Origin of the sequence: Nocardia cyriacigeorgica, from assembly GCF_010868145.1 — a bacterium.
Lineage (GTDB): Bacteria > Actinomycetota > Actinomycetes > Mycobacteriales > Mycobacteriaceae > Nocardia > Nocardia cyriacigeorgica_D.
The window spans coordinates 59,038-83,250 of sequence record NZ_JAAGUY010000016.1 but is presented as its reverse complement, the minus strand read 5'-3'; the positions used below and the strand labels follow the sequence as shown (position 1 = coordinate 83,250).

The window sequence follows — 24,213 nt, the reverse complement described above, 5'->3', positions numbered from 1 at the left end:
CGACGAGCGTTCCCTGCGACGTCGGCCGCACACAACCGATCGCGCTGCCCTCACCGCGGGACAGCGCGATCGCGCCAGGTCAGGCGGCCACGCGTGCGCGCGCCTCGGCGGCGGGCCGATCCTTGTCGATCTCGGCGAAGCCCGGCCGCCCGTTGCCGGTGAAGGCGACAAGCCAGCCCATCACGGCCATGAACCGGTTACGGAATCCGACCAGATAGAACAGGTGTACCGCCAACCACATGTACCAGGCGATCAGACCCTTGAACTTGATCTTGTCGCTGACCTTGGCGATGGCGCTACGGCGACGGATGACCGCCATGCTGCCCTTGTCCCAGTACTCGAACTCGGTGCCCGGCAGCTTCTTGCGCCGAATGATGTCGGCGGCGTGCCTGCCTTCCTGCATGGCGACCGGCGACTGTCCCGGGTAGCCCTTCAGCGAGGTCATATCGCCGATGGCGTAGATATCGGCGTAGCCGCCAACAGTCAGGTCGGGATTGATGAGCAGGCGTCCGGCACGGTCGGTCTCGGCACCGGTCGCCTCGGCAAGAATCTTGGTGAAACCGCTGGCCTGCACGCCGGCCGACCAGACAACGGTCTCCGCGGCGATGCGGCGTTCCACACCTTCGGTGTCCTTGACGGTCACCTTGCCGGGCTCGATATCGGTGACGAAGGTGCCGAGCAGCACGTCCACGCCACCATCGGTCAGCGACTTCTTGGCGTATTCCGACAGCCCGCCGCCGAAGGGCGGCAGCACCTCGCCCGCACCCTCGACCAAGGTGACCGACACCGCCTGGTGGTAGTAGCGCTTGGCGAGTTCGGCAAGCTGGCCGGCCACCTCGACACCGGTGGCGCCCGCGCCGACGACAACGAAGCTGAGCAGGCGTTCGCGGGTTTCCTTGTCGGCGTGCTCGGCCTCGGCGAATACCCGGTCGATCTGCGCGCGCAGGCGCTTGGCATCGTCGATGGTCTTGAGCGAGAACGTCTTCTCGGCGAAGTCGTCGCGACCGAAGTACGACTGGTTGGCGCCGGTGGCGGCGATCAGCGATCCGTAGCGGATGCGGCGCGGCCCGTCGGCAGTCTCGTAGACGAGTTCGGCGGCGTCGGGATCAATCGAGCTGACCTTGCCCAGCCGCACATCTGCCTCGTCGTGCCTGCGCAGGATCGACGCGATCGGCGGTGCGATCTCGTCGGCGGCCAGCACGCCGGTGGCGACCTGATAGAGCAACGGCTGGAACAGATGTTCCGGCGTGCTCGAGATAAGAACATAGTTCACGCCCGATTTGGCCAACTGCTTGGCCGCGGCCAGCCCGCCGAATCCCGATCCGACGATGACGACCTGGGCGAACTCGGTCTCTACTGCCTGTACGGCACCGTTGTTACGCATCCTCACAACACCCCTGTTGATCATGAAAGCTCTTCTCTCATGAAGAACCGTGATCGGGTGGGAAGATATTTCACCCGTCAGGGCGCATAATTTAGATGACTCTTATCTGTATCACTCATTAATGGAGGTAACGGTGGAGCTCCGGCAGCTCACCTACTTCGTCGCGGTATGCGAGGAGCTCAGCTTCAGCAGGGCCGCGACCCGATGTTTCATCTCCCAGTCGGCGATCAGTCATCAGATCGCCCGGCTCGAACACGACCTCGGCGTCCAGCTCTTCGAGCGGTCCACCCGATCGGTCGTGCCCACCGACGCGAGCACCAGGCTACTTCCGCTGGCCAAGCAGATGCTGAGTTTGGAGTCGGCCATTCGGGCCGCCGTGCGCACCTCGCGCCCACGCATCCGGCTCGCCGCGAATATGTCGTTCGCGACCAGATCGCTGTCGGCGATCGCGGGCGCGCGCGACGGCCATCCCGGCGCGGAGATCGAGTTCGTCATCAAACCCTTCCGCCAGCGTATCGCCGCCGTCGCCGATGGTGACTGTGATCTGGCGCTGATCCGCGGCAGCGTCGACCAGCCCGGGTTGACGGTGGAGCAGCTGTGGGTGGAGGACCTGATGATCGCCACCGCCACGTCACATCCGCTGGCCGGACGCACCGATGTCACGTTGACCGATCTCAGCGCCTACCCGCTGCTGCTGCCCCCGGAATCCGAGCAGGTGCTGCTGCACAATGTGGTGCGCGCGGCCTTCGCCGATCAGCCGTCCGGACCGACGTATGGTCCGCCGATTCCGCCGGACCATACGGCAACCATGGAGCTGATCAACCATCCGAGCGCCTGGACCATCCTCTATGCGAACAGCCCGACGGAGGGCATCGCGACGCTCGAATTGGCAGGCCACCCGTTGCGGGTGCCGGTGTCCGCGGTCTTGCGCACCGGCGCCCGTCGCTCAGCGATTCTCACGACGTTGCTGGCGGCATTGCACTGCGCGTGAGCGGGAGCCGATCCGATCAGGACAGTGCCTGCGCGACAGCCAGATCCCGTTCCAGTTGTGTGCGCTCGTCTTCGATCGACCAGACCACCTGCTCCAGTGCGCGCATGAACGCCCAGCCTCGTGCGCGTTCCCGGTCCACGCCGAGCGCGTCGGCGGTCAAGGCGACCATCCGGCGCGCGCCTTCGGGGTTCGGGTCGCTCTGGACCTGTTTGAGGATCAGGAACCCGGCATCGAAGGCCGCTTCCCCGAGATAGGGCTTGGGGTCGATCAGCAGCCATGGCTCGCGTTCGGCGGCAACGATATTGCCCAGGTGGGTGTCCCGGTTGACGATCAGCAGCGGGCCGTCGAGTTCGGCCAGTTCGGCGCACCAGCGGCCGGCCTGATCCACCAGCGACGCCGGGACCGCGGCGACGATGTCGTCGTCCTCGGGCCATTGCGCCCATTCGGCCACCGAGAGGGCGGTCGACGGCGGCGTCGGGTATCCGGTAGGTAGATCTCCGGGTTCGCGGCGCAGCCTCCGATACAACTCGGCGGCGATCAGCACCTTCCCGGCGTTCTCGGGCTCACCTTCCCATGGCGGAGTCGGCTGCCGCAGCAAGGGAATACCCGGCCGCGCCCATTCCAGCAGCATGGCGCCGCTGCCGGAATCGAAGTCGTACAACCGGATTGCGCCATCGCCGTCGTATCGCAGCAGCCCGGCGGGCTCGCCGGCATTCTCCTCGTCCACGAACGGAATCTTCAGGACCGCGACCGAACCATCGCCACGCCGCACCGGTGCCACGAACGAATGGGTGCCGCCACCGAACGGTTCACCGATCAGCTCGAGTTCCCAGTCGCGGCACCGTGCCGCCACCATGTCCGGTAGCGCCGCCAGCCAGCGTTCACCCTCGTCGTCGAAGAAGTCGCGGATCGATTCGGCCACTTCCGGCGGCAGTGAGATCGTCACGCTGCCATCCTGCGGAGTAGGGGCGAGATCCGGCAACCCGATTCCCGTCCCTCAGCGCTCCCACCCCGCGATCCGCATGTAGTCCGGAAACGCCCGTGGCCTCGGCTGTTTCCAGCCGAGGCCACGGGGATGCGCTCAGGGCGCGGGTGCTCAACCCTTGTGCGTCTTGACCGCTTCGGTCAGCTGCGGGGTGACGTTGAACAGGTCGCCCACGATGCCGTAGTCCGCGATCTCGAAGATCGGGGCCTCTTCGTCCTTGTTGACCGCGACGATGGTCTTCGAGGTCTGCATACCGGCGCGGTGCTGGATGGCGCCGGAGATGCCGAGGGCGATGTAGAGCTGCGGGGACACCGTCTTACCGGTCTGACCGACCTGGAACTGGCCCGGGTAGTAGCCGGAGTCGACCGCGGCGCGGGACGCGCCCACGGCGGCACCCAGCGAGTCGGCCAGCGCTTCGACAACCGAGAAGTTGTCGGCCGAACCGACACCACGGCCACCGGAGACGACGATGCCTGCCTCGGTGAGCTCCGGACGATCGCCGCCGACGACGGGCTCGCGCGAGGTCACCTTGACCACGCCCTCTTCCTGCGCCGGAACCTCGACGGTCACCTTCTCGCCGGCACCGGCCTGCGGGGCGGCCTCGACGGCACCCGGGCGCACCGAGATCACCGGCACGTCGCCGGTGGCCTTGGCGTCCACGGTGAAGGCGCCACCGAAGATGGAGTGCACGACCGAGCCGTCGCCGTTGACACCGATGACGTCGACCAGCAGGCCGGAGCCGATGCGCGCGGCGAGGCGGCCCGACACCTCCTTGCCCTCGGCGGAGGCGGAGACGATGACGGCGGCGGGCGAGGCGGCCTCGACCAGTCCGGCCAGCACATCGACCTTCGGGGTCACCAGGAAGTTGTCGACATCGTCGGACTCGGCGATGTAGATCTTCTCGGCGCCGGCGGCGGCGAGCGCGTCGGCCAGCTTCTCACCGGTGCCCGCGGCGCCGAGCACTACGGCGGACGGCGAGCCCAGGCTGCGGGCGGCGGTGATCAGTTCGGTGCTGACCTTCTTGACCGCACCGTCGGCGTGCTCGACGAGCACAAGTACTTCTGCCATTTGTTCTGTCTCCTAAGCAGTCTCGTGCGGGCGGATCAGATGATCTTCTGACCGATGAGGTACTGGGCGATCTTGGTGCCGCCGTCGCCCTCGTCGGCGATCTTCTCGCCCGCAGTACGGGCAGGCTTCGGGGTCGACGCGGTGACCGCGGTGCCAGAGTTGGCGACGCCAACGGTGGAGGGGTCGATGCCAAGGTCGGCCAGGGTGAAGGTCTGAACTTCCTTCTTCTTGGCGGCCATGATGCCCTTGAAGGACGGGAAGCGCGGCTCGTTGATCTTCTCGGTCACCGAGACGATGGCCGGGAGGGTGGCCTCGAGCTTGAACACGCCCTCGTCGGTCTCACGCTCGCCGGTGATCTTCTCGCCATCGACGGTCAGCTTGCGCAGGTGGGTGAGCTGCGGGATGCCCAGGTACTCGGCGATGATCGCGGGCACGGCACCGGCGCGGCCGTCGGTGGCCTCGTTACCGGCGATGACCAGCTCGACGCCTTCCACCTGGCCGAGCGCGCCGGCCAGCACCCATGCGGTCTGCACGGCGTCGGAGCCGTGGATCGCCGGGTCGTTGATGTGGATGGCCTTGTCGGCGCCCATGGACAGCGCCTTGCGGATGGCCTCGGTGGCGCGGTCGGGTCCGGCCGACAGCACGGTGACCTCGCCGCCCTGCGCCTCCTTGATCAGCAGCGCTTCCTCGACGGCGCGCTCGTTGATCTCGTCGAGCACCGCGTCAGCGGCCTCGCGGTCGAGGGTGAAGTCACCATCGGAGAGCTTGCGCTCGGACCAGGTGTCGGGAACCTGCTTGATGAGTACGACGATGTTCGGCATCGGTCTTCGTCGACCTCCTGTTCTGGGTACACGGGTATGGGCGGTCGGTCGCACGATCCGGCGGGCCGTACGTCCATGTGAGTCGCTCAGGGCGTGACACTACCCTACGTTAAGTTACTGATGGGTAACTTACTCCGCGAGGGTCATGAACACCAGACCGGGAACAAGTTCACCTGGCCGTACCAGTAACGTCAGGACGATGAGCGAGGCTGTGATTCCTGCCGCAGTAGGCGAACCGGCACCCATGACCGCCGAGACGCCCGGCGCCCTCGACCCGCTGCCGCTGACCGGCGAGCGCACCGTGCCCGGAATCGCCGAGGAGAACTACTGGTTCCGCAGGCACGAGATCGTCTACGCGCGCCTGCTCGAACGCTGCGCGGACAAGACCGTGCTCGAAGCGGGTTCCGGTGAGGGCTACGGCGCCGACATGATCGCCGGCGTCGCCACCCGCGTCATCGGCCTTGACTACGACGCGAGCGCGGTCGAACACGTACGCGCGCGCTACCCGCGCGTGGAGATGATCCAGGGCAACCTCGCCGAGCTGCCGCTGGAGGATTCCTCGGTCGACGTCGTGGTGAATTTCCAAGTGATCGAACATCTGTGGGATCAGGGCCAGTTCCTGCGCGAATGCCTGCGGGTGTTGCGTCCCGGCGGTGAGCTGCTGATCAGCACCCCGAACCGGATCACCTTCTCCCCCGGCCGCGACACCCCGCTCAACCCGTTCCACACCAGGGAACTCAATGCCACCGAGCTCACCGAACTGCTGGTCGAGGCCGGTTTCGAGGTCTCACTGATGACGGGTGTGCACCACGGCGCGACACTGAAAGCGTTGGACGCCAAGCACGGTGGCTCGTTCATCGACGCCCAGATCGAACGTGCGCTGGCCGGGCAGCCCTGGCCCGCCGAGCTCACCGCCGATGTCGCCGCGGTGAGCATCGACGATTTCGCCCTGACCCCCGACGATATCGATGCGAGCCTGGATCTGGTGGCCATCGCGGTGAAGCCTTGACCGACAACGCACAACCCGTGCCGGGCCAGTTCACTCTGGTCCTGCATTCACATCTGCCCTGGCTGGCGCATCACGGACGCTGGCCGGTCGGCGAGGAATGGCTCTACCAGTCCTGGGCCGCGTCCTACCTTCCGGTCGTCGAAGTACTGAGAACCCTTGCCGCCGAAGGTCGTTCGCACCTGCTGACGCTCGGCATCACGCCGGTGCTCGCGGCCCAGCTCGACGATCCGCACTGCCTGGCCGGTATGCATCACTGGCTGGGCAACTGGCAGTTGCGCGCCGATGAGGCCGCGATGGCGGGCAATATCGCACTCGGCCGCCACGAACACCAGCTGGCCGCCGCCGCGCTGGCCGAATTCGAACAGCACTGGCGCCACGGTGCCGCACCAGTGTGGCGCCAGCTGATCGACGCCGAAGCGATCGAGCTGCTCGGCGGTCCGCTGGCGCATCCGTTCCAGCCGCTGCTGAACCCGAGGCTGCGGGAATTCCAGCTGACCGAGGGACTGGCCGATGCCCGCCTGCGCTGGGGTCACACCCCGGCCGGAATCTGGGCGCCCGAGTGTGGCTACACCCCCGGCATGGAGGTCGGCTACGACGCCGCCGGTGTGACGCATTTCATGGTGGATGGTCCCGCACTGCGCGGTGATTCCTCCCTCGGACGGCCGGTGCGCGAGTCCGAGGTGGTGGCATTCGGGCGTGATCTGCAGGTCAGTTATCGGGTGTGGTCGCCCAAGTCCGGCTATCCGGGCCACAGCGCCTACCGCGACTTCCATCACTACGACCACGCCACCGGTCTCAAACCGGCTCGGGTGACCGGCAAATCGGTCGCGGGACCGGACAAGGCGCCCTACGACCCGGAGCTGGCGTCCGCGGCCGTGCGCGCCGACGTCGACGATTTCGTCGCGACGGTCCGGGAACGACTCGTCACCGAATCCGAGCGGATCGGCAGACCCGCCTTGGTGGTCGCCGCATTCGATACCGAACTGTTCGGGCACTGGTGGCATGAGGGACCGCAATGGCTGGCCCAGGTGCTGCGGGCGCTACCCGAGGCAGGCGTCACCGTGGGAACGCTCGCCGACGCCAGGGCACGCGGCTACGTCGGCGAACCGGTGCAGCTGACCGATTCGTCCTGGGGTTCGGGCAAGGACTGGCGGGTCTGGGCCGGCGACCAGGTGCGTGACCTGGTGGAACTCAACGATGACATCGTCTCCCTCGCGCTGGACACCGTCGACAAGATGCGTGCGAGCGGACCGATGACCGGCCGCGACCGAGTGGCAGACCAGCTGCTGCGCGAGGCGATCCTGACCGTGTCCAGCGACTGGGCGTTCATGGTCAGCAAGGACTCCGCCGCCGGATACGCGCGCGAACGCGCACACCAGCATGCGCACGCGGTGCGCGAGATCGCAGCGGCCGTCGGGGCCGGTCAGCTCGCCAAAGCACGGCAGTTGGCGGCAGGATGGGGGGCGGCCGACGGATTCTTCCCGGCCCTGGACGCGCGTCGGCTGCGCGCTGCCACCTCAGAAGGACATACATGAAGATCTTGATGGTGTCGTGGGAATACCCGCCGGTCGTCGTCGGCGGGCTGGGCAGACACGTCCATCACCTGGCCACCGAGCTCGCCGCCGCCGGCCATGAGGTGGTCGTACTGGCGCGCCGCCCCACCGGCACCGATCCGTCGACCCATCCCACGCACTCCTACATCGCCGACGGCGTACTGGTGGTCGCCGTCGCCGAGGACCCGCCGTTCTTCGATTTCGGCGAGGACATGCTGGCGTGGACGCTGGCGATGGGCCACGCCATGGTGCGAGCAGGTGTCGCGCTGGGCAAGCCCGGCATCGGCGACGGCTGGACCCCCGATGTGGTGCACGCGCACGACTGGCTGGTCGCGCATCCGGCCATCGCACTGGCCGAGTACTACGACGTACCACTGGTATCGACCATCCACGCCACCGAGGCCGGCCGGCACAGCGGCTGGGTGTCGGGCCGGGTGAACCGGCAGGTGCATTCGGTGGAATGGTGGCTGGCCAACGAATCCGACGCCCTCATCACCTGTTCGGCGTCCATGCAGGACGAGGTGGAGCGGCTCTACGGCCCCGACCGGATCCCGCTCACCGTCATCCGCAACGGCATCGATGTCGGCGCCTGGACCTTCCGGCCGCGTCCACCGCGCAGCGGTCCGCCGCGGCTGCTGTATGTGGGCAGGCTCGAATACGAGAAGGGCGTGCAGGACGCGATCGCGGCACTGCCACGGATCCGGCGCGCCCACCCCGGCACCACACTCACCATCGCCGGTGTCGGCACCCAATTCGAATGGCTGCGCGAGCGGGCAAGGGTGCACCGGGTCGCGCGCGCGGTCACCTTCGCGGGCCAGCTCGACCACACCGAACTGCTCGGCTGGCTGCACGGCGCCGATGCCATCGTGCTGCCAAGCCGCTACGAGCCGTTCGGGATCGTCGCGCTGGAGGCCGCGGCCGCGGGAACCCCGCTGGTCACCTCGACGGCGGGCGGGCTCGGCGAGGCCGTGATCGACGGCGTGACCGGTGCGTCGTTCGAACCGGCCGATGTGGATGGTCTGGTGCAAGCGGTGCGCGCCGTGCTCGACGATCCGGCCGCCGCTCAGGAACGCGCCTACGCCGCGCGTGAGCGTTTGACTGCCGATTTCGCCTGGGACGTCGTCGCCGCCGAGACCGCGCAGGTGTACACCGCCGCGAAACGGCGCGTGCGGAGCCCGCTCGGCCGTCCCGTCATCACCATGCGTCCGCTACCGGAACGCGATCCCGGCCAGCCCGTCTGACCTGTCCGCTCACCCCTGCGGCGCGAAGACGAAGATCTCGCCGATCCGGGTGGCAACGACCACCTCACCGTCGGCGCTGACCGAGGTTCCGGTGGTGGTCCCGGACGCGCCGGGCAGGGCGTCGGAATCGAGGGTCTCGCCGGTTTCGGTGTCGAAGGTGATCAGGTCGAGGCCCTCACCGATGGCCGCGACGGTGTAGCCGGTGTGGCCCGCGGTCTGCGCCGGGGTACCGCGCTGGGTGAGATCCTTACGCTCCCAGACTGATTCGACCGAGTCGCCGTTGTCACGCAGCGCGAGCAGATAGCCCTCGTCACCCGCCGGAATGATCAGCCCGTCGCCGGAGACGGAGATGCCGCGGCGCGGCGTCCACTCCAGGGGATGTACCCATTTGGTGCTGCCCTCGACGGCGTCGACGGCGATGAGGCGGTTGCTGTTGTCACCGACGTAGACGGTGCTGCCGTCCGCGGACAGGGCGGGGCTGGTCGCGCTGCCACCCTCGAGCATCTCCGTGCTCCACAGCTGTTCCACCGCGCCGTCGCCGTAGCGCAATGCCACCAGCGACGCGCGTGCCTCACCGGGGCGCCATACCGTCACGTAGAAGCGTCCGGAGGAGGTATCGATGGGCGAGACGTTGGCCACCGCGCACTGCGGGCCGCCGTCGCGGCAGTCGACAAGGCCGTCGCCGGAGGCAGGCCAGCTGAGTGCGGGCAGTTCGAGATAGTCGGGCTGGCCGAGCAGCTGCATGGTGGGCACCAGGCGCCTACCGGTCTGCCGCGACAGCACGTCGAGCTGGCCGGTCTGGGTGATGGTCAGCAGATTGCTGTCGCCGGTGAACTGCAATGAGACGGGTACGCCTGCTACCGCGGTGCGCCAGCGCGGCTGACCGAGGTAGTTGATCGAGCTCACGCCGCTGTCGTCACCGACGTACACATTGTTGAGTCCATCGATCACCGTCGGGGAGGAGATCGCGTTCGGCCCCAGCGGATTACAGAACCGCTTGCGACCGGTGGGCATCTGGAGGGAGAAGATGTTGCAGCCCGTCGGCGTCCGGGTCGTGACGAACATCTGCCCCTCTGCCGCGACCCCGACCGGTGTCGCGATCGGGCCGCCGACCGGACGCGACCAGCTCAACGTGAGGTCGTGTGCACCGGTGACCGGGCTGGTGCCGCTGTTGTGGCCGTCGTGGTGCGGACCGGGCCAGCCGAGGCCCGGACCGACGGTGATGTCGTCGACGTCGGTACCGCAGCCGGTGAGGACCACTGCGCCGACGGCCAGTAGCGCGGCCGCCACCGTGGTCACTCGCGACCGTGGCCGTCCGGATACAGCTCGTACGCCGCCGATTCGCACCTGCTGCTCTCCCTCTCACGCGTTCTGCCGTGGTCGTCTCCCCGCGCGCCCGCGCGTGCCAGTGAGGTTAGCCCACGGGTATCGGTCCGCCATGGGCAGCACGTCAGTAGGCTGTGAGCGCGGTACAGGGCAACCTGTCAGCGACGACCGACCTGGCAGTACCCGGACACACGACAGGAGAACAGTTCGTGACGAGCATGTGGGGCGCACCGTTGCGTTCACGGTGGCGGGGATCGCGTCGCCGTGATCCTCGGCAGGCGCGATTCCTTACCCTTGCCTCGCTGCGCTGGGTGCTGGCCAACCGCGCCTACACGCCCTGGTACCTGGTGCGGTACTACCGGCTGTTCAAGTTCCGGCTGACCAACCCGCATATCGTGTTGCGCGGCATGGTGTTCCTCGGCCGCCGGGTGGAGATCCACGCGACGCCGGAGCTGGGCCGGATGGAGATCGGCCGCTGGGTACACATCGGCGACGGCAACGCCATCCGCTGCCATGAGGGTTCGCTGCGCATCGGCGACAAGGTGGTCTTCGGCAAGGACAATGTGGTCAACACCTACCTCGATATCGAGATCGGCGAATCCACGCTGGTCGCGGACTGGTGCTACATCTGCGACTTCGACCACAAGATGGACGACATCACCCTGCCGATCAAGGATCAAGGCATCGTGAAGAGCCCGGTCCGCATCGGTCCCGACACCTGGATCGCGGCAAAGGTGACCGTGCTGCGCGAGACCCGCGTCGGGCGCGGCTGTGTGCTCGGCGCGCATGCGGTGGTCAAAGGTGAGATCCCCGACTACTCCATCGCCGTCGGCGCACCGGCGAAGGTGGTCAAGAACCGCAAGGCCGCGTGGGAGTCCGGTGCCGAGCAGCGCGCCGCCTACCTCGCCGCGCTCGAGGACATCGAACGGAAGAAGAACGGCGCCACTGCTCAGGCCTGAGAAGCCCCAGCTGTCGGTCGGGTCGGCTACGGTCGGCCCATGACGAGGTACGCGGCGCTGTTGCGCGGGATCGCCCCGATGAACCCGAACATGACCAACGACAAATTGCGTGGTGTGTTCACCGGACTCGGCTTCGAGGCGGTCGCGTCGGTGGTGTCGAGCGGCAATATCGTCTTCCGCACCGACGAGACCGATCCGACCGAACTCGAAGACCGGATCCAGCAGGCCCTCAACCGGGAGCTCGGCATCCCGGGCGGCACAATCATCCGCGACTACGACGCACTGCGCGCGCTGCTGGACTCCGACCCATTCGACGGGCTCACCCACGGGCGCGGCACCTACTTGACCGCGACCTTCCGGAAGACCACCGACGACGCTCGGGTGGAGCTGCCCGACGATCCAGATCCGCTCACCCGCGTCGTCGGCTACGACCCCGCTGCCCGGGTCTTCCTGTTCGTCGTCGACAACAGCACGCCCCGGACCCCCGATTTCATGGCGTGGCTGGAACGCACCTATGGCAAGGACATCACCACCCGCACCTGGCTGACGGTGCAGCGCGTGGTGAAGAAGATGGAGGCGATCGCCTGACGGAGGCGGGCGCGTCATCGAGCGGATGCGGCCTCGCACAGGAAAACCGTCGCGTCGCGGCCGATGCGGGTGATCACGAGCGTATGCGGCTGCGAGCCCGCAGGTTTCATGCGGCGACGCAACTGGTCGGGATCGACGTCGACGCCGCGCACCAGGATTTCCAATGCGCCACAATCACGGCGACGCAATTCGGCGCGCAGCGACTTCTCCCGGAAGGCGAGCCGGTCGAGCACGCGGAAGCCGCGGACACCAGCTGGCACTCGGTCGCCGGTGAGGTAGGCGATGCGCGGGTCCAGCTGCCACAAGCCGTGTTTCGCGGCGTAGTGACGGACGAGGCCCGCGCGGACGATGGCACCGTCCGGGTCGATGATCCATTCACCCGGCTCCCGCTCCGGGATCTCATCGGATTCGGCGTCGGTGAGGACACTGGACCGACCCGTGGGCGACAACACGGTCGCACGGCGAGTGACATCGGACTCGGTGAGTCCCGGCGTCCACAGGCAGGCTTCACGCACCGAACCGTCCAGGGACACCACCTCGATTTCGCCCGGCCATTCGAGAGCGTCGAAATCCAGTCCGGGAGCGCACTTCACGGCCATATCGCGGTTGGGATAGGCCGCAAGCAGATCGGGTAACGGTGGTTGCAGCTTTGCCGGATCGTGGGTGCGTTTGCCGTCGGCCCGTCGGGCGGGGTCGGCGATGATCACCGTGTCACGACTGCACGGGATCAGCGCATCGGCGCGGACCAGCACCACATTCCGGTCGCGGGCCGAACCGCTCGGCTTGCCGGCATCGTGCGGCAACACGCCTTCTGCCGCAGCGGGATTCACCCCGCGTTCGGCTCCGGCCGCTGAATCCACTACGGCCGCGGGAACAGCGGCGGCACGAACGACATTGTGCCGTGCCATCGCGAGGCGAACCTCGTCCAGGTCACTACCGACCACTGCCGGGCAGACCCGGGCCAGTTCGGTCAGCTCGGCACCGATCGAGCAGGTCACGTCGTGCACCGCACGTCCGGCCAGCCGGGCTGCCCGATGTCGCGCCACCAGTGTCGGCGTGGCCTGCTGGAGGGCGTCATCGGTGAACAGCCACTCCCCCGCGTCGGCGAGTTTGGCAGCAGCGCGACGGCGCAACCGCACGGTCTCGATCAGTGGCGCCGCCCGGTCACCGTGATCGCGACGCACCCGCTCCAGATCGCGCAGGTGCGTCGCCGGGGTCAACTCCAGCCGGTCCACGTCGGCCAGCGCGGCGGCACCCGCCGCACCGGCCAGGAAGACGACGTCCTCATGGCTGAAGCCGTAGCCCACTACTGGTCCGCGGCGCCCGGCTTCACACCGGTGATCATGGCGTTGTAGAAGAACTGGCGCGGAACCACGCGGCTCATGACGTTCTCGTCGACCCAGCTCAGGCCGAGCCACGCCTTGTACATGGCCATGCGGTACCGCCAGGTCAGCTTCTCGGCGGGCACGGCGGCCTCGAAGGTGCGCACCGGCCAGCCCCACAGCGCGGCGGCGAACTCTTCGGTGTGTGCGGCCACCTCGACGGCACCGGCCGAGCGCGCCATCGCCTCGAGCTGGTCGGGGGTGAAAGTGTGCAGGTCGACGACGGCCTCGAGGGCCGCGGCGCGAGAGGATTCGTCCAGCTCCTCCTGCGGACGCCGCCAGCTCGCCAGACCTGGCAGCTTGGTGACCTTGGTGGTGGCGCCCCAGGTGATGCGTCCGAGCCAGCGGGCGTAGAAGTTGCCCGCGGTGGTGGGCTCACCCGCGAAGACGAGACGACCGCCCGGCTTGAGCACGCGAAGGCATTCCTTCAGCGCGAGTTCGACATCGGGGATGTGGTGCAGCACGGCATGGCCGACGACCAGGTCGAAAGTGTTGTCCTCGTAGGGAATGGTCTCTGCGTCGGCGACGCGACCGTCCACGTCGAGGCCGAGGTTCTGCGCATTGCGCAGCGCGACCTTCACCATCCCCGGCGACAGGTCGGTCACCGAGCCGCTCTTTGCCACCCCGGCCTGCATCAGGTTCAGCAGGAAGAAGCCGGTACCGCAGCCCAGCTCCAGCGCCCGGCCGTACGGCAGCGGCGCCGGCCCGACGGCCGCGTCGAAGCGGCCGCGCGCGTACTCGATACACCGTTCGTCATACGAGATCGACCACTTGTCGTCGTAGGTCTCGGCTTCCCAGTCGTGGTAGAGCACCTGGGCGAGTTTGGTGTCCTTGAGCGCGGCTTCGACCTCGGCCTCGGTGGCATGCGGGTTCGGCGCGGGGTCGTCGTGGCGTACCGTCATGGTCGCCTAGCCTAATGCCCGATCTTGCCTGTTCATACCAGAGGGTAGCGATCACCCCGGTGCCTCTGGACTCAGCGTCCGACGAACTCCGCGGAGCCGGGACCGTCGGCCAAACTAGAACGTGTTCCTATCAGGCGATCTTCGGTGCGGAACAGCTCCGACCACTCGATCCGAGCCCGATCATGGCCGTGCGGGCCCGCCTCGAAAACGGCTTTCGCCGCAGCCAGGGCACGGGCCGGGCCGTCGACGAAGCCGCGCGCCCAACGCAGCGCCGCGGTGTAGACGTCATCGGGTGCGACGACCTCGTCGGCCAGACCGAGTGTGCGCGCTTCGTCCGCTTCCACGAAGCGCCCGGTGAACACCAGATCCTTGGCCGCGCCCGGTCCGATCAGCGCGGTCAACCGCCGGACACCGGCCAGCGGGATCAGCCCCGCCTTGATCTGCGGCAGCCCTAACTTGACGTTGTCACCGATGATGCGGCGGTCGGCGCCCAGCGCGAGTTCCAGGCCCGAGCCGAGCGCATAGCCGCTGATCGCGGCCACGGTCGGCTGCGGCAGCCGTGCCAGGCAGCCGAGCGCGTGTTGCAGGTCCGCGGCGACGGCGGTGGCCTGCTCGGGTGAGAGCGCCGCCAGTTCGGCGAGATCGTCGCCCGCGCAGAAGACCCGCTCATCGCCGTAGACGACCACCGCGGCGATCCGCGAGTCCTCGGCCACCGCCGCGGCCGCTGCGGCCAGCTCCCGCGCCACCTGGATGTTCAGCAGGTTCATCGGGGCGCGGGCGATACGCAGTACCGCCACCCGGCGTTCGGTCTCGCCGTCCAGCTCGTCCACGGTCACGAATTCGGCCATGGCTGGCACGCTACCGGGTGCGCGCCGGATCTCTCATTCGCGCGTGGAGCCCTGCAGTTTGCGCTGATCGGGCAGGTCGTCGAAGTAGCGCGCGGCGTCGGGGAAGCTCAGCGCCTTCTTACCCTCGGCGGCGCTGAAGACGGGCTCGATCGGATCGATAGCGCGTTCGGCGGCGAGGATCTCGGCGGTGTCGGCGAATCCGGCCAACGCGTCGAGCTGGGCCCAGGTGGGCGGCAGCAGGATGTCGGAGCCAGCCCGCCAGCGGTCGAGCGCTTCGGCCGGCGTGCGCCACTGCACTTCGGCGGCCTCGGTCGTGGCGCCGTCGGCCAGCTGGCCCTCGGGCAGCACCGCGACGAAGAAACGGGTGTCGTAGCGGCGCGGCTCCACGACCGGAGTGATCCAGTTGGCCCACGGCCGTAGCAGGTCCGCGCGCACGACCAAGTTCTCCCGGACCAGGAATTCGGCCAGCGACAGCTCACGCCGCTCCAGCTTGCCCCTGGCGTCGCGGTAGCTGGTGGTATCGGCGACGACCTGGTCGGCGGCGGGTCCGGCGAGCAGAACCCCACACTCTTCGAAGGTTTCGCGCACGGCCGCACAGACCAACGCCTGCGCGCGCGGTTCGGTGGTGCCGAACTTCTCGGCCCACCAGGCCGGTTCCGGACCGGCCCAGGCGATATCGGCGGTGGCATCGGACGGGTCGACCCCGCCGCCGGGGAATACGGTCATTCCCGCGGCGAAGGCCATGGCTCCCACGCGGCGCTGCAGGAACACCTCGGGACCGGCGGCCCCGTCGCGCACCAGCATCACCGTCGAAGCGTCCTTTGGCAGCACCACATCACTCATTCCTGCACCCTAACGCCCGCTTGGTTGCGCCTGTTACGGCCGCCCGAGTCCGAGATAGTGACAGATGGTCGCGTCGAGGCGCTGCATGTCCTCGACGCTCAGAAATCCGACCGGGTCGCCAACCAGGTAGCCGGCGTCGATCGACCTGATCTGATCGACAAGTAGCCGCGTCGACCGGCCCGCCACATCGACCTCCACTCGCGATCGAGACGCGGCCGCGCTTGTCGATGTCGGAACGATGGTCACCATCGACCAGTTGGTGCGCGACAGCACTACGCCATAGCGTCGGCCGCGCTGTTCATGTCCGCGCTTGGCGTCCCCCAGATCGACTCGGTACACCATTCCCCGGATCACCAGGCATCAGGTTCGGCGTTGAGGTCCTCGCCCTTGGCTTCGATCCGATCCGCATCGGCCTGCATATTGGCTTGCCAGCGCTCCCGTTCCAGAACCCGTAGCGCACGCCGCAACACATCACTGGTCGTTTCGCCCTCACGAGCCAGCTCTTGAACGAGCGCCTGGTCGGCTTCGGTCGCCCGGAATGCAATCGTGCCCATACAGCAAGTTTAACATTCGTTAAACGCAACCGCTCTATTCCCGCTCAGCGCGAGCGGTGACTGCCGAAGCGGCGGGCTCGCCGCGCGAAATACCGCCCGTCGACGCGATCGAGCGCGATGGATTGACTGAAGGCCTCGCTCAGGTTCTCTGCCGTGAGCACGTCCGACAACAGCCCCTGGGCGATGACGGCGCCTTCGTTGAGCAGCAGACCATGGGTGAACCCGGGCGGGATCTCTTCGACGTGGTGGGTAACCAGCACTGTCGCGGGCGCGTCCGGATCGGCGGCCAGATCACCGAGCCGCTCCACCAGCTCCTCACGTCCCCCCAGGTCCAACCCGGCGGCGGGTTCGTCCAGCAGCAGCAGTTCCGGGTCGGTCATCAGCGCGCGGGCGATCAGCACTCGTTTGCGCTCGCCCTCGGACAGGGTGCCGTAGGTGCGGTCGGCCAGATGTTCGGCACCGAGGCTTTCCAGCATGTCGATGGCGCGGTCGGTATCGATATCGTCGTAGCGCTCACGCCAGCGACCGAGCACCGCGTATCCGGCCGAGACCACCAGGTCACTGACCTTCTCGTCGCGCGGCACCCGGCCGGCCACTGCGGCAGAGGACAAACCGATGCGCGGCCGCAGTTCGTTGATGTCGACCTTGCCGAGTATTTCTCCGAGCAGATGCGCGTGACCGGAGGTCGGATGCACCTCCGCGGCGGCCATCCGCAGCAGCGAGGTCTTGCCCGCGCCGTTGGGGCCGAGCACGACCCAGCGTTCGTCGAGCTCGACCTGCCAGGTGACCGGGCCGACGAGGGTATGCCCCGAGCGGCGGATGGTGACGTCGGTGAAGTCGATGAGCAGATCGGGATCCGGTTGCGGCACGCGCTCCATCTTGGCTCAAAACTCGGCGACGCGTACGACCGGCCCGCGTACCCGCGGTGACAGATACCGCCCCTTCAGCGCGTGAGCAGGCCGGGGGTGGCGATCACCGTCATCGAACCAGGTGCCACTTCGGTGAATCCGGCGTCACGCACCGCGACGGCGGTTCCCGTCGCGACCGCACGGCTGAGCTCGGCCCACTGCTCGGGGCCCGATTCTCGTACCGCACAGGCAAAACCGTGCTCGGCCCACACTCGCGCAGCACGCGCCGGCAGCGCACCCGCGAGCAGCATGCTCGCGTGCCCGACCTGCGCCGCGGCCTTGCCGAGCGTCATACCGAGCGCCGAATTGACCCACAGCACAGGCAGTTCGGGAGCGGGCGGGCCGGGGTCGTCGTGGTCGAGGTCGGTGCCGCCGATCTGGAGTTTGCGAATCCGCTGATCGATCTCGCCGACCGGACCGGGCACCAATGCGCGCGCCTGAGCGCCGTCGAGCTCGACGGTGACGCCATCGACCTCGTTGGCCGCGGCCCATTGCGCGCCACGCGCACGGCGGGCGACCTTGCGGATCCGCGACCGCTTCCACGTCAGATATCGCGGCTCCCACTCCCCGCCCGCACCGACCCGCGGATCCAGGCACAACGCCACGGCGGAGGCAGCGGCCGCGGCCAGCAGCGCACTGCGGGCGGGTGGATCGGCTTTGGGCAGATACAGCACCATCTGCATGGCCTGCACCTGTGTGGGATCGTCCGGATCGCCGTTTCCGCCGTATCCGGCGGCGAGTTCGGCATGCCTGGCGGCGAAGTCGCCGTCGGTCACCCGAACCGGTTCGGCGGGTACCGGGTCCGCAGCGTCAACGGGGTCGACGGACTCCTGAGCGTTCGTCATCGCGCCTCAGCCCAGCGGTACGCGACGCAGCAGTCCGTCCTTGGCGTCGGCGGCCTCGACCTCGTCCCTGGTGACGCCGAGGATGAACAGCACGGCGTCCAGGTAGGGGTGCGACAGCGCCGCATCGGCGATCTCCCGCAACGCGGGTTTGGCATTGAACGCCACACCGAGCCCGGCGGCATTGAGCATGTCGATGTCGTTGGCGCCGTCACCCACCGCGACGGTCTGCTCCATCGGCACCCCCGCCTCGGCGGCGAATTTACGCAACGCCGTAGCCTTGGCGGCCCGATCGACGATATCGCCGACGACCCGTCCGGTGAGCTTGCCGTCGACGATCTCGAGCGTGTTGGCCTGGACGAAGTCCAGTTCCAGGTCGTGCGCCAGCGGCTCGATGACCTGGCGGAATCCACCGGAGACCACGCCACAGCGGAAACCGAGTCTGCGCAGGGTGCGGATAGTGGTGCGGGCACCGGGGGTCAGCTCGATGCGTTCGGCGACCTCCTCGATGACCGACTCGTCGAGACCGGCCAGCGTCGCCACCCGCTGGCGCAGCGATTCGCCGAAGTCGATCTCGCCGCGCATCGCCGCCTCGGTGACATTGCGGACCTCGTCCTCGACGCCCGCGTGCGCGGCCAGCATCTCGATGACCTCGCCCTGGATCAGCGTGGAGTCGACGTCGAACACGATGAGCCGCTTGGCGCGCCGCGCCAGCCCGGCCCGCTCCACCGCGACGTCGACTTCCTCGGCGACCGCGACGTCGGCCAGTGCCGTGCGCAGGCGGGAATCGGTGTCGTCGCCGGTGTCGGTAGCGGAGACCATCAGCTCCATACCCGTCACCGGGTAGTCGGCGACACCGCGAATGGCGTCGATATTCGCGCCGAGTGCCGCGAGCTGGCTCGAGACGGCGCTGAACGCACGGGCGGTCACCGGGGCACCGAGGATCACCACCGCATGAGTGGGGACCGGCGCGCGGACAGGCTCGGCGTCGATGTCCACGTCGACATGCATGCCGACGGTGTTCATCGCCTCTTCGAGCTCGTCCTGCAGTTCCTCAGGATCGTTCGGGCAGGTCACGAGCACGCCGAGGGTCAGCCGACCTCGGATGACGACCTGCTCCACGTCCAGCAGGCTGACCTCGTGTCGCGACAACGCCGCGAGTAGCACCGACGTCACACCGGGCCGGTCGGGACCGGTGACGGTGACGAGAACTGTGGTGTCTGCCAAAACCTGCGCTCCAGTCTGTGCAACGCAGAAGCGGCGTACAACGGATCACCCCGAGGGGGCCGCCGACGCCGCAACTACGAATGGTCGGTGCGCATGCACCCGCTGGTCACCCCAGCAGGTGCACACTCATCCGGAATGCTGTCTTCCGCCGTCTACTTGGTCAGGGCGCCTTCATGCACTTCGGTGGCATGCTTGCCCGAACCCCAGCCGACGTGGGCCTCGGCCCGCATCCGCTCGACCATGTGTGGATAGTGCAACTCGAAGGCCGGACGCTCGGACCGGATCCGCGGCAGTTCGTAGAAGTTGTGCCGCGGCGGCGGGCAGGTGGTGGCCCACTCCAGCGAGTTGCCGTAGCCCCACGGATCGTCCACGGTGACGACCTCGCCGTAACGGTAGCTCTTGAACACGTTCCACAGGAACGGAAGCATCGAGGCACCGAGCACGAACGCGCCGATGGTGGAGACCGTGTTCAGCGTGGTGAAGCCGTCGCTGGGCAGGTAGTCGGCGTAACGACGCGGCATGCCCTCGGCGCCCAGCCAGTGCTGCACCAGGAAGGTGGTGTGGAAGCCGATGAAGGTGGTCCAGAAGTGCCATTTGGCCAGGCGCTCGTCCATCATGCGTCCGGTCATCTTCGGGAACCAGAAGTAGATGCCCGCGTAGGTGGCGAACACGATGGTGCCGAAGAGCACGTAGTGGAAGTGCGCGACCACGAAGTAGGAGTCGGTGACGTGGAAGTCCAGCGGCGGGCTGGCCAGGATGACACCGGACAGACCACCGAAGAGGAAGGTGACGATGAAGCCGATGGAGAACAGCATCGGTGATTCGAAGGTCAGCTGCCCCTTCCACATGGTGCCGATCCAGTTGAAGAACTTCACACCGGTCGGGACCGCGATCAGGAAGGTCATGAACGAGAAGTACGGCAGCAGCACGGCGCCGGTGGCGTACATGTGGTGCGCCCACACCGCGATGGACAGGGCGGCGATACCGAGCGTGGCGTAGACCAGCGTGGTGTAACCGAAGATCGGCTTACGGCTGAAGACCGGGAAGATCTCGGAGACGATGCCGAAGAACGGCAGCGCGATGATGTACACCTCGGGGTGGCCGAAGAACCAGAACAGATGCTGATAGAGCAGGATGCCGCCGGTGGCCGGGTCGTAGATGTGGCCACCCAGGTGGCGGTCGTAGGCCAGGCCGAACAGGGCGGCGGTCAGCAGCGGGAAGGCGAGCAGGACCAGGACGCTGGTGACGGCGATGTTCCAGGTGAAGATCGGCATCCGGAACATGGTCATGCCCGGTGCGCGCAGGCAGACGACGGTGGTCAGCATGTTGACACCACCGAGGATGGTGCCGAGACCCGAGACGGCGAGGCCGAGGATCCACAGGTCGGTGCCGACGCCCGGCGAGTGCAGGATGTCGGTCAGCGGCACGTAGGCCGTCCAACCGAAGTCCGCGGCACCACCCGGGGTGATGAAGCCCGCGGTCGCCATGGTCGCGCCGAACGCGTACAGCCAGTAGCTGAAGGCGTTCAGGCGCGGGAAGGCGACGTCGGGGGCGCCGATCTGCAGCGGCAGGATGATGTTGGCGAAGCCGAACACGATCGCGGTCGCGTAGAACAGCAGCATGATCGTGCCGTGCATGGTGAACAGCTGGTTGAACTGCTCGGGCGAGAGGAACTGCAGGCCCGGTCGCGCCAGCTCGCCACGCATCATCAGCGCCATCAGGCCACCGATGAGGAAGAAGACCATAGACGTCGTCAGGTACATGACGCCAAGGACCTTCGGGTCGGTCGTGGTGACCATCTTGTAGATGAACGACCCCTTGGGACCGGTCCGCGCCGGAAAAGGCCGAGTCGCTTCTAATTGAGGGACTGGCTGGGGCTCTACGGCAGTCACTGATCCTCCTGAAGGTGCCTTTAGGTCGCTCCGCAGGCTCCACTGTCAGCATCGGTCCGGGGGCGTCCGGACAGACGACGGTTAGCTTGCGCTCTTCGAATCGTAAACCGTGCTGCCGCAGCGGACCGAGCGGGTCCTACTCTGTGTCGTATTCGCGGCCCGCCGACACTCGTTTTCGCTGCCTCGGCGTGGTGTGTCGGCCCGGGCGGCCACCGATGAGTTCTGTTCGCCGCCCTCGTCTGCATCGATGAGGCCGCTGCCCGTTCCGGCGGTGGCACAGGCGCGGAGGAGACCGCTCATGGCACAGAACGCAGCGCACCGGGTCGGCGATCCCTGCTGGGTCGACGTCTACAGCTCGGACCCTGATCGCACGATCGCCTTCTACGGGGAATTGTTCGGCTGGACCGCCGAACGCAACGAGGACTTCGGCGGTTACATCACCTTCCGCAAGGACGGTAAGGCCGTCGGCGGCGGGATGGGCCGCATGCCCGACGATCCGGACAGTCCGGATCAGTGGACCATCTATCTGGCGGTCGACGATGCGGAGGCCACCGCGAACGCCGCCACCGCCCGCGGCGGGCAGGTCGTCGTACCGCCGATGGAGGTCGATGATCTCGGGTCGATGGCGATCCTCGGCGATCCCGCGGGTGCGGGCGTCGGCATCTGGCAAGCCGGCACCTTCGGCGGGTTCGAGACCGCCGGGCTCGTCGAAGGCGGGCAGTGGCGCGATCACCACGGCGCACCGTCGTGGTTCGAACTGACCACCCGCGACTTCACCGGCGAGGTCGACTTCTATCGTGCGGTGTTCGGCTGGAACGACCTGTTCCCGATCTCCGACTCACCAGAGTTCCGGTACAGCACGCTGCACTCCACCAGCCCGATGCTCGGTGGCGTCATGGATGGTTCGAGTTTCCTTCCGGAGGGCTCGCCGGGTGGCTGGTCGGTGTATTTCGGCGCCGACGACGTCGACACGACGATCGCGAAGGCGGTGGAACTGGGCGCGTCGGTGACCGCACCCGCCGAGGACACCCCCTACGGCCGGATGGCCACGATCATCGACCCGAACGGCGCGCGCTTCAGTCTCGGGGGCGACAAGGGCTGAGCACCGGCCGACCTCACCTGCGGATCGAGGGTGCGCGCATGTACCCTCACCGGCATGCCGGTGAGCGCGATGGTTCATGGACGCACCCGAATCCGCACGATCATGGGTGCCGTCGTCGTCGGCTGCGCGGCGCTCGTCGTCGCGGGTTGTTCGACGCCTGCCGATGATTCGGCCTCGATCGTCCGCACCACCACCAATATCGCGGGCGCGGGTGTGGTCGGGATCGAGCGCGACACCGCGCAGGCGTGCAGCCTGCCCACCGCGCCCGATCCGGCCGCAGGCGCCACCCGCACCATCACCCACCCCTTCGGTGTCACCGAGGTTCCCGCCGACCCTCAGCGCATCGTTGTGCTCAGCACCGCGGCGCTGGACGCGGTGTGCGCGGTGGGGTCGTGGGAAAGCGTCGTCGGTGCGGCCACCGTCGACGGACCGAGTCCGCAGCCCGGCTACCTCGGGACGGGGATCGCCGAGATCCCTGGCGTCGGCCCGGTGACCCAGCCCGACCCGGCCCTGATCGCGGCGTTGAACCCCGACCTCATCATCGGCGACGTTCCCGCGACAGGCGCGGATTTCGGCGCCCTGTCCGGAATCGCACCCACCGTGCTGGTCGGTCGCGAGGGCAGCTGGCAGGACGAATTCACCGCCGTCGCGGCGAGTCTCGGTCGCGCCGGAGCGGCCGAGACGGCGCTGGAGAACTACCGGACCGAGGCGGCCGATGCCGGAAACGCGGTGTCGGCCAACCTCACTCAGGCCTCCATCGTTCGGTTCACCGCCGACGGCACCCGAGTCCTCGGTACCGACACCATGGCCGCGCAGGTCCTCGCTGCCACCGGTGCCCACCGTCCCACCGCGCAGCGGGAGGGCTCGTTCGATGTCGACGAGTCCGAGCTGCTGCCGGTAGAGGGCGATCTGATCTACGTCATGTTCGCCGGACCCGAGGGGCGTGAGCACGGCGAATCCGTGCTGCGCTCGGATGCGTGGAAGGAGCTCGGCGCCGCCACCGACCGCCGCGTCTTCGCCGTCGACGACACCATATGGCACACCCGCGGCCTCACTGCCGCGCGCGCCGTGGTCACCGACCTGCGCAATACCCTCAACGCCTACGTCACCGACTGACCGCGAGACCGGTCGACGCACCCTGGGGTGGGCAAACCGGCACCCTCGGAGTGCCCGGGCCAGCGCCTTGGGTTACTGCCGCCGCGCCCTCGTGACCGCGACAGTGGAAGAACAAAGAACAGCGCCTTCCATTTCGCTCCCGAGGAGATCGACAGCATGCACACTCCCGCCGCACCGCAGACCGACAACATCGCCGTGCTGCCGGTGGCTCGGCCCGCCGCGGTCGACCCGCAGGCCGTTGTGGTGTCGGCCGCCGATGTCTCGCTGTCCTACGCCGAGCTCGACAGCTGGTCGAATCGGCTGGCCCGGCTGCTGCTGCAGCTCGGCGCGGGTCCGGGCATCCGCGTCGCGATCGCCGTCGACGAGCCGGTGGAGGCCGTGGTCGCCGAACGCGCCATCGTCAAGATCGGCGGTGTCCCGATGCCGATGAACACCGGCGACTCGACGGTCTTCGGCACCGGAATCGGCGTCACCACCAAGGAGGAGCGGCCGCAGCTCGACGACCGGATCAACTGGCTGGTCCTCGATGACCGCTCGACTCTGCAGCGCTATCTGGCAGGGTCCGATGACCCGCTGACCGAGGCCGACTTCGCGGTCATCGCACGATCGGCCTGATCTGCGGTTTCACCGCCACCTGCGCTACCCGGTCCCGGAAAAACGGGTAGCGCAGTG

The 24,213-nt window shown here is 67.8% G+C and carries 24 protein-coding genes; 9 read left to right on the top strand and 15 right to left on the bottom strand.

Translation table 11 applies throughout. From position 1 onward, the window contains the following. Positions 1–79: 79 nt before the first annotated feature. Positions 80–1,384 (bottom strand): NAD(P)/FAD-dependent oxidoreductase, encoded by a 1,305-nt coding sequence (locus GV792_RS19050; protein ID WP_163825503.1) that lies wholly within the window; start codon positions 1,382–1,384, stop codon positions 80–82. A 133-nt stretch (positions 1,385–1,517) separates the two neighbouring features. Here GV792_RS19050 and GV792_RS19045 point away from each other — a divergent pair, with 133 nt between their 5' ends. Beyond that, positions 1,518–2,375 carry a LysR family transcriptional regulator gene (locus tag GV792_RS19045; RefSeq protein WP_163825502.1) on the top strand — a complete coding sequence of 286 codons (858 nt, stop codon included), beginning with the start codon at positions 1,518–1,520 and terminating at the stop codon, positions 2,373–2,375. 16 nt (positions 2,376–2,391) lie between these two features. Here the strand turns inward: GV792_RS19045 and GV792_RS19040 are convergent, their stop codons facing one another. The 3 genes from GV792_RS19040 to GV792_RS19030 form a co-directional block, all read right to left on the bottom strand. Beyond that, on the bottom strand, positions 2,392–3,321 hold the full coding sequence (locus GV792_RS19040; RefSeq protein WP_163825501.1) for an aminoglycoside phosphotransferase family protein: 930 nt from the start codon (positions 3,319–3,321) through the stop codon (positions 2,392–2,394). A gap of 150 nt (positions 3,322–3,471) precedes the next feature. Next, the gene (locus GV792_RS19035; protein ID WP_163825500.1) at positions 3,472–4,428 is read right to left on the bottom strand and encodes an electron transfer flavoprotein subunit alpha/FixB family protein; all 957 of its coding nucleotides are present in this window, start codon (positions 4,426–4,428) and stop codon (positions 3,472–3,474) included. 35 nt (positions 4,429–4,463) lie between these two features. Then, on the bottom strand, positions 4,464–5,249 hold the full coding sequence (locus tag GV792_RS19030) for an electron transfer flavoprotein subunit beta/FixA family protein (RefSeq protein WP_163825499.1): 786 nt from the start codon (positions 5,247–5,249) through the stop codon (positions 4,464–4,466). 244 nt (positions 5,250–5,493) lie between these two features. Between GV792_RS19030 and GV792_RS19025 the strand changes: the two genes are divergently transcribed. From GV792_RS19025 to GV792_RS19015, 3 genes are read left to right on the top strand one after another with little or no spacing between them, the layout of a single operon-like run. After that, positions 5,494–6,258 (top strand): class I SAM-dependent methyltransferase, encoded by a 765-nt coding sequence (locus GV792_RS19025; RefSeq protein WP_163825547.1) that lies wholly within the window; start codon positions 5,494–5,496, stop codon positions 6,256–6,258. Continuing rightward, complete coding sequence (locus tag GV792_RS19020; protein WP_163825498.1) at positions 6,255–7,793, top strand: 1,4-alpha-glucan branching protein domain-containing protein; 1,539 nt, start codon at positions 6,255–6,257, stop codon at positions 7,791–7,793. Before GV792_RS19025 ends, GV792_RS19020 begins: the two co-directional genes overlap by 4 nt. Beyond that, a complete protein-coding gene (locus GV792_RS19015) occupies positions 7,790–9,052 on the top strand; it encodes a glycosyltransferase family 4 protein (protein WP_163825497.1) in 1,263 nt (420 codons plus the stop codon). The genes GV792_RS19020 and GV792_RS19015 overlap by 4 nt, the downstream gene beginning before the upstream one ends. Before the next feature lie 9 nt (positions 9,053–9,061). Here the strand turns inward: GV792_RS19015 and GV792_RS19010 are convergent, their stop codons facing one another. After that, entirely contained in the window at positions 9,062–10,351 is a 1,290-nt protein-coding gene (locus GV792_RS19010; RefSeq protein WP_163825496.1) for an outer membrane protein assembly factor BamB family protein, read from the bottom strand. A 245-nt stretch (positions 10,352–10,596) separates the two neighbouring features. Here GV792_RS19010 and GV792_RS19005 point away from each other — a divergent pair, with 245 nt between their 5' ends. After that, complete coding sequence (locus tag GV792_RS19005; RefSeq protein WP_175583100.1) at positions 10,597–11,337, top strand: acyltransferase; 741 nt, start codon at positions 10,597–10,599, stop codon at positions 11,335–11,337. Positions 11,338–11,376: 39 nt separating this feature from the next. After that, positions 11,377–11,925, top strand: coding sequence for a DUF1697 domain-containing protein (locus GV792_RS19000; protein ID WP_163825494.1), 549 nt, complete (start codon positions 11,377–11,379; stop codon positions 11,923–11,925). Positions 11,926–11,939: 14 nt separating this feature from the next. Here the strand turns inward: GV792_RS19000 and GV792_RS18995 are convergent, their stop codons facing one another. The 10 genes from GV792_RS18995 to ctaD all read right to left on the bottom strand — a co-directional run bounded on the left by GV792_RS18995 (position 11,940) and on the right by ctaD (position 21,323). Continuing rightward, positions 11,940–13,232, bottom strand: a complete 1,293-nt coding sequence (locus GV792_RS18995) for a class I SAM-dependent methyltransferase (RefSeq protein WP_163825493.1) — start codon at positions 13,230–13,232, stop codon at positions 11,940–11,942. Then, on the bottom strand, positions 13,232–14,209 hold the full coding sequence (locus GV792_RS18990) for a class I SAM-dependent methyltransferase (RefSeq protein WP_163825492.1): 978 nt from the start codon (positions 14,207–14,209) through the stop codon (positions 13,232–13,234). The genes GV792_RS18995 and GV792_RS18990 overlap by 1 nt, the downstream gene beginning before the upstream one ends. Before the next feature lie 71 nt (positions 14,210–14,280). Further along, positions 14,281–15,057 (bottom strand): enoyl-CoA hydratase-related protein, encoded by a 777-nt coding sequence (locus GV792_RS18985; protein WP_163825491.1) that lies wholly within the window; start codon positions 15,055–15,057, stop codon positions 14,281–14,283. Positions 15,058–15,090: 33 nt separating this feature from the next. Beyond that, positions 15,091–15,900, bottom strand: coding sequence for an NUDIX hydrolase (locus GV792_RS18980; protein WP_163825490.1), 810 nt, complete (start codon positions 15,898–15,900; stop codon positions 15,091–15,093). Positions 15,901–15,933: 33 nt separating this feature from the next. After that, positions 15,934–16,242, bottom strand: coding sequence for a type II toxin-antitoxin system PemK/MazF family toxin (locus GV792_RS18975; RefSeq protein ID WP_175584546.1), 309 nt, complete (start codon positions 16,240–16,242; stop codon positions 15,934–15,936). 8 nt (positions 16,243–16,250) lie between these two features. Continuing rightward, positions 16,251–16,454: a hypothetical protein gene (locus tag GV792_RS18970; RefSeq protein WP_163825488.1), complete on the bottom strand. Its 204-nt coding sequence runs from the start codon at positions 16,452–16,454 to the stop codon at positions 16,251–16,253. Between the two features lie 44 nt (positions 16,455–16,498). Then, positions 16,499–17,332: an ABC transporter ATP-binding protein gene (locus GV792_RS18965; RefSeq protein WP_163825487.1), complete on the bottom strand. Its 834-nt coding sequence runs from the start codon at positions 17,330–17,332 to the stop codon at positions 16,499–16,501. A gap of 65 nt (positions 17,333–17,397) precedes the next feature. Beyond that, a complete protein-coding gene (locus GV792_RS18960) occupies positions 17,398–18,207 on the bottom strand; it encodes an aminoacyl-tRNA hydrolase (protein ID WP_163825486.1) in 810 nt (269 codons plus the stop codon). 6 nt (positions 18,208–18,213) lie between these two features. Next, complete coding sequence (gene serB, locus GV792_RS18955) at positions 18,214–19,431, bottom strand: phosphoserine phosphatase SerB (protein ID WP_163825485.1); 1,218 nt, start codon at positions 19,429–19,431, stop codon at positions 18,214–18,216. 152 nt (positions 19,432–19,583) lie between these two features. Next, a complete protein-coding gene (gene ctaD, locus GV792_RS18950) occupies positions 19,584–21,323 on the bottom strand; it encodes an aa3-type cytochrome oxidase subunit I (RefSeq protein WP_138447082.1) in 1,740 nt (579 codons plus the stop codon). Between the two features lie 298 nt (positions 21,324–21,621). Between ctaD and GV792_RS18945 the strand changes: the two genes are divergently transcribed. The 3 genes from GV792_RS18945 to GV792_RS18935 all read left to right on the top strand — a co-directional run bounded on the left by GV792_RS18945 (position 21,622) and on the right by GV792_RS18935 (position 24,156). Next, the gene (locus GV792_RS18945; RefSeq protein ID WP_163825484.1) at positions 21,622–22,425 is read left to right on the top strand and encodes a VOC family protein; all 804 of its coding nucleotides are present in this window, start codon (positions 21,622–21,624) and stop codon (positions 22,423–22,425) included. Positions 22,426–22,494: 69 nt separating this feature from the next. Then, entirely contained in the window at positions 22,495–23,541 is a 1,047-nt protein-coding gene (locus GV792_RS18940) for an ABC transporter substrate-binding protein (protein WP_375154335.1), read from the top strand. Between the two features lie 156 nt (positions 23,542–23,697). Further along, the gene (locus GV792_RS18935) at positions 23,698–24,156 is read left to right on the top strand and encodes an AMP-binding protein (RefSeq protein ID WP_163825483.1); all 459 of its coding nucleotides are present in this window, start codon (positions 23,698–23,700) and stop codon (positions 24,154–24,156) included. The last annotated feature ends 57 nt before the right edge of the window (positions 24,157–24,213 follow it).